General features: G+C 55.4%; 7 protein-coding genes and 2 pseudogenes. 4 read left to right on the forward strand and 5 right to left on the reverse strand.

Features of this window, described 5'->3' with window-relative positions; all coding sequences use genetic code 11:
* Positions 1 to 1084 precede the first annotated feature (1084 nt).
* The 4 genes from CLV74_RS23420 to CLV74_RS21285 all read left to right on the forward strand — a co-directional run bounded on the left by CLV74_RS23420 (position 1085) and on the right by CLV74_RS21285 (position 5723).
* A complete protein-coding gene (locus tag CLV74_RS23420; protein ID WP_170108127.1) occupies positions 1085 to 3160 on the forward strand; it encodes a Hint domain-containing protein in 2076 nt (691 codons plus the stop codon).
* A 194-nt stretch (positions 3161 to 3354) separates the two neighbouring features.
* On the forward strand, positions 3355 to 3600 hold the full coding sequence (locus CLV74_RS21275; protein ID WP_106268742.1) for a helix-turn-helix domain-containing protein: 246 nt from the start codon (positions 3355 to 3357) through the stop codon (positions 3598 to 3600).
* Between the two features lies 1 nt (position 3601).
* Positions 3602 to 4933, forward strand: a complete 1332-nt coding sequence (locus CLV74_RS21280) for a type II toxin-antitoxin system HipA family toxin (protein WP_106268744.1) — start codon at positions 3602 to 3604, stop codon at positions 4931 to 4933.
* A 121-nt stretch (positions 4934 to 5054) separates the two neighbouring features.
* Positions 5055 to 5723 carry an IS110 family RNA-guided transposase gene (locus CLV74_RS21285; RefSeq protein ID WP_281260678.1) on the forward strand — a complete coding sequence of 223 codons (669 nt, stop codon included), beginning with the start codon at positions 5055 to 5057 and terminating at the stop codon, positions 5721 to 5723.
* Here CLV74_RS21285 and CLV74_RS21290 read toward each other — a convergent pair.
* From CLV74_RS21290 to CLV74_RS21310, 5 genes and pseudogenes are all read right to left on the reverse strand, one after another.
* A pseudogene (locus CLV74_RS21290) lies at positions 5605 to 6285 on the reverse strand (IS6 family transposase); the annotation flags it as partial. The gene CLV74_RS21285 and the pseudogene CLV74_RS21290 overlap by 119 nt on opposite strands.
* 337 nt (positions 6286 to 6622) lie before the next feature.
* The gene (locus tag CLV74_RS21295; protein ID WP_106268748.1) at positions 6623 to 7171 is read right to left on the reverse strand and encodes a GNAT family N-acetyltransferase; all 549 of its coding nucleotides are present in this window, start codon (positions 7169 to 7171) and stop codon (positions 6623 to 6625) included.
* Positions 7172 to 7480 carry a type II toxin-antitoxin system TacA family antitoxin gene (locus tag CLV74_RS21300; protein WP_106268750.1) on the reverse strand — a complete coding sequence of 103 codons (309 nt, stop codon included), beginning with the start codon at positions 7478 to 7480 and terminating at the stop codon, positions 7172 to 7174. It abuts the gene before it with no gap.
* 90 nt (positions 7481 to 7570) lie between these two features.
* Positions 7571 to 7900 (reverse strand): annotated as a pseudogene (locus tag CLV74_RS21305) (antitoxin of toxin-antitoxin stability system); the annotation flags it as partial.
* Positions 7901 to 7927: 27 nt separating this feature from the next.
* The coding region (locus tag CLV74_RS21310) for an IS30 family transposase (protein ID WP_106268755.1) at positions 7928 to 8572 on the reverse strand (645 nt) is incomplete at its 5' end.

Here is an 8572-nt window from a genome sequence, read left to right on the forward strand (position 1 = left end):
CGATCTTACCGCAGCGTCGCACATACTAGAGTGAGTCGGCCTAACGAAGCGTTCACGGTGAAAACTTGCGGTCATCTGCGCCGCATACAGCTGCTCTCTGGAATGCCCCAAAAGAATACAATGAAGCGCGAATTAGACGATTGTTATCTAAAGTATTAATTTCGGCCATGAAATATGTCTAAAATTTGTCTTTAAATAGTGAATATTGTGACTGCAAAAATGAGATTGTGTAATTGCAGCTTAATTGTTACCTTCAATGAGAGCGGCCACGCCTGAAGATTCAATCCATCGCTATTCCTGACGCATAAGGAGTGCACTTGGTGAAATCGAAGATAGGTGGTCGCCCAAAGGTATCGGTTTCTTTTGACCCTTTATCCGCCAGAATTTTATTCAAAGCGGAAAGCAAAATGGGCGGGGGTTTCTGCGCCGAAGATAGCAACTGTGGAGGGTGCCCAGTGACTGTTTTATGAGAGTGACTTTGAACTAAGCCAGACGCATCGTTTTGGTGAAATTTGAATCAACCTTGTTGAATATCTGGAAAATCCTGCTCATTCGGAGCGGGCGCGGGTCTTGCATGCCTCCCCCAAGAACCTTGGAGTAATTGCAGGAATACAAAGCGCCTTCGAGATTAGCTTTTCAGATCAATTGGAGGGCACGCAGGCTCCGCCTGACACTCCAAATACTGCAAGTTTTTCAAATTTGTGCGCCCTTAGGGAACCCATTCACCACTTTCGTCTGTTTTCGGTCGCGCAAGCTAGACATGATAATGCATTTCGCATGCTTTGATCACTAGAAAAACCACTACTTCGGCAACTTCAATTGCCCAAGCTGATTAAAAATCTTGCGATGAGTCAAATCGCAGGACCTGAATTTATGACGATCAATAATTTTTTGCATGAGAGGATTTCAAAATTTTAGGAAAATGCCTTTCAACATCGGGTTTCCTAAAATCTCAGATCAATCAGTAAATCCTTACGCCGCAAGGAATTGGCAAGGATCAACACCGATCTGATTTTGAATTCCCCACATGTTGTTTTGCGCTGAGCAGCTTTCGAAGCGGAGCCGGTGCGAGAGGAGTGTGTTCATGGCGTCGACATTGGATGTCACAGGAAATCTGTATTCCTTTAATGGAACTTTGGCACAGCTGTTTTCACTTACAGTTATGCCGTCCCTTGCCTCGGTGTCAGGCTCGATTTCCATCACCGAAGACAACGGTGTCCTGACATCAGGCGAAACCGGCAGTTTGACAATCAATGGCACGTCCCAATCCGTCGATTATGAGGGCGTTGCGAGCTTTAACTCATACAGCTTGATTGGCACCTTGCTTGGGACTCTACTGGGTTCAACAGATGCCGCTGTGTTCACGACTGCTTCGGGCGAGGTTTATCTTTATGCCCCCGACGGCTTCCCTGCGCTGTCAGGCATCGCGACCACGATTACCCTTAATACCACGGCTTCTTACGACTTGGCGCCGGATACTGCCGGCGTCGACGGGACAAGCGGTGATGACACCATGCTTGTCGGCTATACAGACGCAGGCGGCGACAAGATCACCAACTACGACGCTGGCTTTCTGGGGATTGGCTACCAATCGGGCAATGACTCAATCTACGGCTATGCGGGTAACGACAGCATCAATGCTGGCAGCGGTAACGACCTCGTGTCGGGCGGCACTGGCGACGATACGCTTTTAGGTGCCGATGGAAATGACACGCTTTACGGCGACGAGGGAAATGACAGCATCGACGGCGGCGCAGGCAATGACCGGATCTACGGCGGCGCCGATAACGACACCATTTCTGGTGGTCTTGGAAAAGATACGGTCTACGCGGGCGATGGGGATGACACTTGGCTCGCGGGGGGCACCGACAGTGGCACTGACCAAGTCTACCTAGAAGGCGGCGATGACGTTGCTGAGGTTGGCTATTTCACGTCCGGCGACGGAACAGAAGTTCTTGATGGCAGCGATGGAAGCGATACACTTGCGTTTGATGGCGCGGTCGTCGATGGCTTTAACCTTGGCATCACCCTGAATGACGACGGAACCGCGACGAATAGCGGCTTTGGCACCACAGTTCTCAACTTCGAGAACGTGCGCGGCAACTCTGGCGCGAACCAGATCACCGGCAACTCATATGATAACGAGCTGATCGGCGCAGGCGGGCAAGACACCCTGTCTGGCGGCGGCGGGAATGACACGCTAGACGGTGGCACCGGTAATGACACCCTATCAGGCGGTGACGGCGACGATGTTCTGATCGGTGGCGCTGGAGCCGATAGCCAAACCGGCGGCGCGGGCAATGATACCTTTATCATCGGATCCGCGGCCCATGCGAATGGGGACGTCATCACCGGTGGCACCGGCCCTGACGACACGGCGGACCAAGATAAGATTGATCTTAGCGCGCTGGACCCGTCGTCCTACACCATCAATGCGGTTGAGGACCCGAATGACAGCGGCGCCAAGATGGGCACCGTCAACTTCACGACCGGCGAAGTTCTAACTTTCAGCGGGATCGAGATCATTTGCTTCTGCGATGGGACCGAGATCCTGACAATCGACGGCCCAACGAAGGTCGAGGACCTAGAAGAGGCTGATTTGGTTCTGACCATGGACAATGGCTATCAATCCGTCCGCTGGATCGGCTGCAAAGCATTGTCCTCAGCCGATCTGGACGCTTCAGAGAAACTGCGACCGATCCGCATCGCGGCGGGTGCGTTAGGGCACGGCACCCCCGCAAAAGACCTTATGGTGTCGCGGCAGCACCGGGTCCTTCTTCGATCGTCCATCGCCGCTCGGATGTTCGGGGCCGAAGAAGTTCTGGTTGCCGCAGTCAAGCTGGTGGGTCTGCCGGGCATCGAAATCGCCAACGATGTGGAAAGCGTGAAATACTTCCACATCCTCTTTGACCGCCACGAGATCATCTTTTCCAACGGCGCGGCCACCGAGAGTTTGTTCACCGGTCCAGAAGCGTTGAAAGCTGTGTCGGAAGATGCCCGCGCCGAGTTACTTGCGCTGTTCCCGGACCTTGCAGAGACGACCGCACGCGTGTCCGCCCGTCCTATTCCAACAAAAGGCAAATCGTTGAAACGCTTGGTCGCACGTCATGCCAAGAACCAAAAGGCACTGGTCGAAAAATCGCTTCATTCCGTTCAATAGTCGGGCATCAACTCTCAGCTTGCCGCACTCCAGCGGCAGAAAATTTGCTTTCGGCTTTTCAAGTCCTGACTGTTCTCGCGACGACAAAAGAAGTGAGGCGCAAACTTAAGCCGCCGATCCCTTATTCGAGATTCTTGACAAATATCACGAGTAAGGGATAAATTGAGAAAATCACGGAAACATGATGAAGTCAGATGCCTACAGAAACTGAGAGCATTCGTAGTCTAAGGCAGGCTGGGGCCGCATTGAAGGCGCGGCGGCAAGCAGCAGGCTTGTCTCAGAAAGAGCTGGCCGCACTCGCTGGGACCGGGCAGTCGCGGATCTCTGACGTTGAGAATGCATATGTCTCGGTATCCCTAGACCTTTACCTAAGACTACTGGAACACTTGGATGGTGAGCTGGCGGTCAGAGATCGCATTGCATCCGAGGGTGATGGCTAACATGGCGCGCGGCGTGTTACGCAGGCCACCGCCACGGCGATCAAAAACCGTGGTCTGGCATGGTCGAGACCGTGTCGGCACACTCACCAAGGCTACCGACGGTGCGATTTCGTTCGCCTACGACGATCGCTGGCTGACCCATTCGGGACGCTTCCCCATCGCAACCAGCCTATCGCTGTTCCAGCAGAAATGGCAGGGCGACATTGTCATGGCCGTTTTCGACAACTTGCTTCCGGATGCCGAGGGCGACTTGCGCGCCAAGATCGCTGAAAGGATCGGCGCGCCAGGTAGGGACGTTTTTTCGTTGCTGTCAGAGCTGGGTCGCGACTGTGTCGGTGCGTTCCAGTTTCTGCCACCCGGCGAAACGCCAGGAACAGAAGACATGGACTACCGTCTCATAGACGAAACCGAAATGGCGCGCGACCTGCAAGGGCTTGCTGTGGCTCCTTTAGCGATGGGAGACGACGAGGACTTCCGTATCTCAATCGCCGGAGCGCAGGAGAAAACCGCATATCTCAAGATTGAAGGTAGTTGGGGCAAGCCCCGCGGCATTACGCCAACGAGCCACATTTTCAAAACACCCATGGGCATTTTGCCGGGACCTGAACAGATCGATCTGAGCGACAGCGTCGAGAATGAATTGTTTTGCATGACGCTCGCGGGAGAGCTCGGCCTGCCTGTCGCTAAGGTCGACAAGCTGATCATCGGCGGGCGCCCCGTGCTCGCGGTTGAGCGATTTGATCGGATCTGGGAAGATGGAGCCCTTCGACGTTTGCCACAGGAGGATTGTTGCCAATCTCTCGGCATTCCATCTTCGCAAAAATACCAGAGGGATGGCGGCCCAGGCATTGCAGATATCATGGAGTTGCTGCGCGAATCCGATCGTCCTACCGAGGATCGTGAAACCTTCTTCGCCGCTCAGATCTTCTTCTACCTGATCGGTGCCAGCGACGGCCACGCGAAAAATTTCAGCCTGCGGCTCAGGCCCGGTGGAGGGCTCCGGCTCGCACCTCTTTACGACATCTTAAGCTTGGCACCAGTCATTGCCGCAGGCCGCCTTCAGCGCAAACGCTTTCGGATGGCCATGTCGATTGATGGGCACTACGGTATTGACGAAATCACACCAAGACATTTCGAAGCGGAAGGCCGTGCGAACCGAATGCAATCAGGCAGGGCAACAGAGTTGTTGCGAAATTTCGCAACGCGCCTCCCCGCAGCACTAGATCGCACAGTCGAAATACTCGGGCATCTTGTTCCCGAACGTGTGTCAAAACCGATCTGTCTGGAAGCTGGCCAGCGGGCGGCGATGATCAAAGAACTACTTAAGCAATAGGGCGCTTCTTTGCGCGCTATTGTTGATTTCCACCCAGAACTGATGGGGTGGATACCCCCCCCGACGGCAGCGCAATGTGCCAAGGTGATGTGGGTCACATCACAAAAGGGAGGAAGTATCCATGACAGAAATTGCGATTGTTGGGCTGGATTTGGCAAAGCGGGTTTTCCAGGTTCATGGTGCGACGGCCGCTGGCGGCGTTGCTATTCACAAGAAGCTGTCACGGGCTCAGGTGTTGGCATTTTTCGCGGATTTGCCGCCCTGCGTGGTAGCTATGGAGGCCTGCGCCACGGCGCACTACTGGGCACGTGAGATCGGTGCTCTGGGACATACCGTCAGATTGGTGCCGCCTGCCTACATCAAGCCATTCGTCAAGCGTCAAAAGAACGATGCGGCTGACGCAGAGGCCATAGCTGAAGCCGCCAGCCGACCGACCATGAGGTTCGTCGAGCCGAAGTCACCCCGCCAGCAAGCACGCGCCATGGTCTTTCGAACCCGCGATCTGTTTGTCCGCCAGAGGACGCAGACCATCAATGCGCTACGGGCCCATTTGGCAGAGCATGGCCTCATCGCAGCCCAGGGCCTGTCAAATCTCGCAGGGATCCAGCGGAGGTTCTGTCGCAAACTTCAGCAGGGAGTGCAGAACAGCCTGTCAGCGGACGCACTTATTCTGCGAGAGAGGCGAATTGCTGGAAGCCCGTTTTCCCATTCGCGGCGATTTGACCTTTTCGGATCATGTGCGCGGTTTCAATCCCAGCCAGCGTCGCAGCTGCTGAGTGAAACGCTTTGAAGCCAAGTGTTGGGCGCGTGATCCGCTTGATGAAACGATGGTCCTGTTCGACCATGTTGTTCAAATATTTGCTTTGTATGATCCGGATCAACCGTCCGCTGCCCGCAAATTTACGGATCACGTTTACGGCCTGAAGCCCCGTCAGATTGGCGCCGCTCTTGTCGATAGCAACGCGATCAGGCCTGCCATTCGTTGAAATCGCACGTTTGAAGAAACGGCGTGCGGCAGCCTTGTCCCGCTTTGCAGAGAGCATGAAATCAAGGGCTCGGCCGTCCCGATCAACGGCACGATAAAGATAGGCCCACTGGCCTTTGACCTGGACATAGGTTTCATCCATCCGCCACGAGTTGGCTGTCTGACGCTTTCGCTTTTGTGCCGCGGCCGCGAGGTCTGTCGAAAATTTCACCACCCACCTGTTCAGTGTCGCATGGTCAACATCGACACCACGCTCTGCCATGATCTCCTCCAGATCCCGGTAAGAAACCGCATATCGGACATAGAAGTACACCGCGTAAAGGATCACGCTCTTGGGGTATTGCACCCCTTTTAAACTTGTCGCCATTCTGCGCGCCTGCTTTTTTGCGCAACGGCATATCGGCCATCACGCAGAAACGGAAATACAAAGTTTGCAACAGAACCTTGTTTCTCCGTTCCAGCTTGCCGCCGCGCCGCCCTGACCATTCGCTACCACCGGATGGAAGCACTCCGCACGTGGAGAGTAGCAGCCAGCATCGCCTATGACCGTCATCTACGGCCTTGCCAGCCAACCCTTCGGTTAACGTGACAATACCCTGCCAACCTATAGGCTGGCAGCTTGGCTCTTCAGGACTTCAACCGCGGTCAACCGTCTGTCCGAGCCCGGCCAGCTTGGTGAGCCCCGCGTCCTTCGTCTGCACGGCTTACTCTTCAGCGATGAGCGCTCGAACAACGCTGACTGGCAAGAACATCCTCAGCGGGTTCGATGCGAGCGGCAGAAAGCCGTAGCTTTCGTATAGCGCTTTGCGGCGGGCCACGCGGTCGGGATCGCCACAGTCAAGAACATCGAGCATGACTACTGCGACGCCGATGGCATCTGCGGCAACCGCAATCCGGCGGAGCGCATCGACAAGCAAATCGCCGCCATACCCGCCCCCACTGAACTTCTGATCACGCCCGATCATCGAGATGTATGCGGCCGGGATGTTGCCGTGCGACGGACGTGTCCGCGCGAACTTTGCAGGTAAATCCTGAAAATGAACAGCGTGCGCATTGAGAGCATAGAAACCGATAACCGTGCCGGCTGGATCGACCATCACATAGAGCCGGACGTTGTCCGCCTTGGCGAGCTTGTTAGCCGTCTTCTGAAAGTAGTTATCTACCTGTTCAACGCCGCAAGAAAAAGCCGCCCGATCATGTCTCTCTGGATCGAACGGCTCAATGATATAAGAGGCCGGTTGTGATGCAGCCATCTACTGTGACACAACCGTTTTGCCATGCCGACGAAAGGCTGCACGCAGGGCCTCGGTCGGCGCCGCCGGTGTATCGAGTGCCGAGAAAAACGCGTCATGATCGACCGGCTGCAGCACCGTCCGTTCATGCGCTGCAATCGTTACCAGCGCTGCCTGGTAGGCGGCATTCATTGTGAAGACGGAATCGTCGACGCCAGAAAGCGCCGCCGCCTGCTGGATCGCTGTCTTGATGCGCGGCTTCGTCCGGAAATTCATCCGGGCCTCGTTGCGCTCATCGATCGCGCGCGTGGTGTCGTGGAAACCAAGCATGGTCGCCTCCTGTTTTTCCACCCATCATGTACGCCACATTGACGTACAAATCAAGAGTTCGGTCGAGAAAGTACTTCGAAAGTAGCGCGCTCACCCGAACCGCCGCCCTCCTTCCATGAACGTATACGCGTTGACGATGATCCCCTCCTCAATGGCCTCGTCCGAAGTGAGGTGGTCATATTCGTCCTCAAGCCGGCGGTAGAGCCAGCGGGCCAGATCACGTAGCGCCTCGGTCACGATCTTTTCCACGTCCTTGGTCGGCGGCTGCCAAGTCGCACCGTCCCGCGTGACGTCCACCGACATGGTGTATTCATGGTAGTAGCGGCCATGGTGGCTGGCCTCGGCGGCGAGCTGGTAGAAGTTTCGCCGCTGAATGGCCTGCAGTCGGTCGGCGATGACATGCAACATCACATCCGTCGGGTGTGAGCGCTACTTGAACCGCGACTCCTATTCCTTTCGAGGGTAGGGGGGGCGTCCCATATCTTCCATCATTTTTTCGCGGAAGACCTCGGCTGGTGTCCTCCAGCCGAGGCATTTTCTGGGTGTTGCGTTGAGGCGGTCGCAGATCATTTTCAATTCATGATCTGTGACTGCCGTGATGTCGCGCTTCCTTGGCAGCCATCTACGAGCGCGTCGGTTTGTGTTTTCAACGGTGCCTTTCTGCCATGGGCTGGACGGATCACAGAACCAGGTTTGCGTCCCGATCTCGGCTTGCAGGTGTGGCCAGCTCACGAACTCGGTGCCGCGGTCAAAGGTGATGGAACGGCGCGCGATGTAGGGTAGATCACGGACAGCTTTCATGATTTTGCCCATAACGGGTTTGGTCCGTTTGTTCGGGTTCTTTAGCAGCACGGTAAACCGGCTGACACGCTCAACTAAAGATGTCACGTTTGATTGCCCAAACCGTTGTTTGAACAAGACAAGATCAGCTTCCCAATGTCCGAATTGGCGGCGGTGTGCGACGTCATCCGGTCGGAAAAGGATACTGACATCACGGTCAAACTTAGGCTTCTGGCGCTTTCTGGCCCGGCGTGGACGACGCGCTTTGCGATGCTCAGGCAGGTACCACCACAGCTCCTGATCCATGCCTTC

Source organism: Donghicola tyrosinivorans (genome assembly GCF_003003355.1).
Taxonomy (GTDB): domain Bacteria; phylum Pseudomonadota; class Alphaproteobacteria; order Rhodobacterales; family Rhodobacteraceae; genus Donghicola; species Donghicola tyrosinivorans.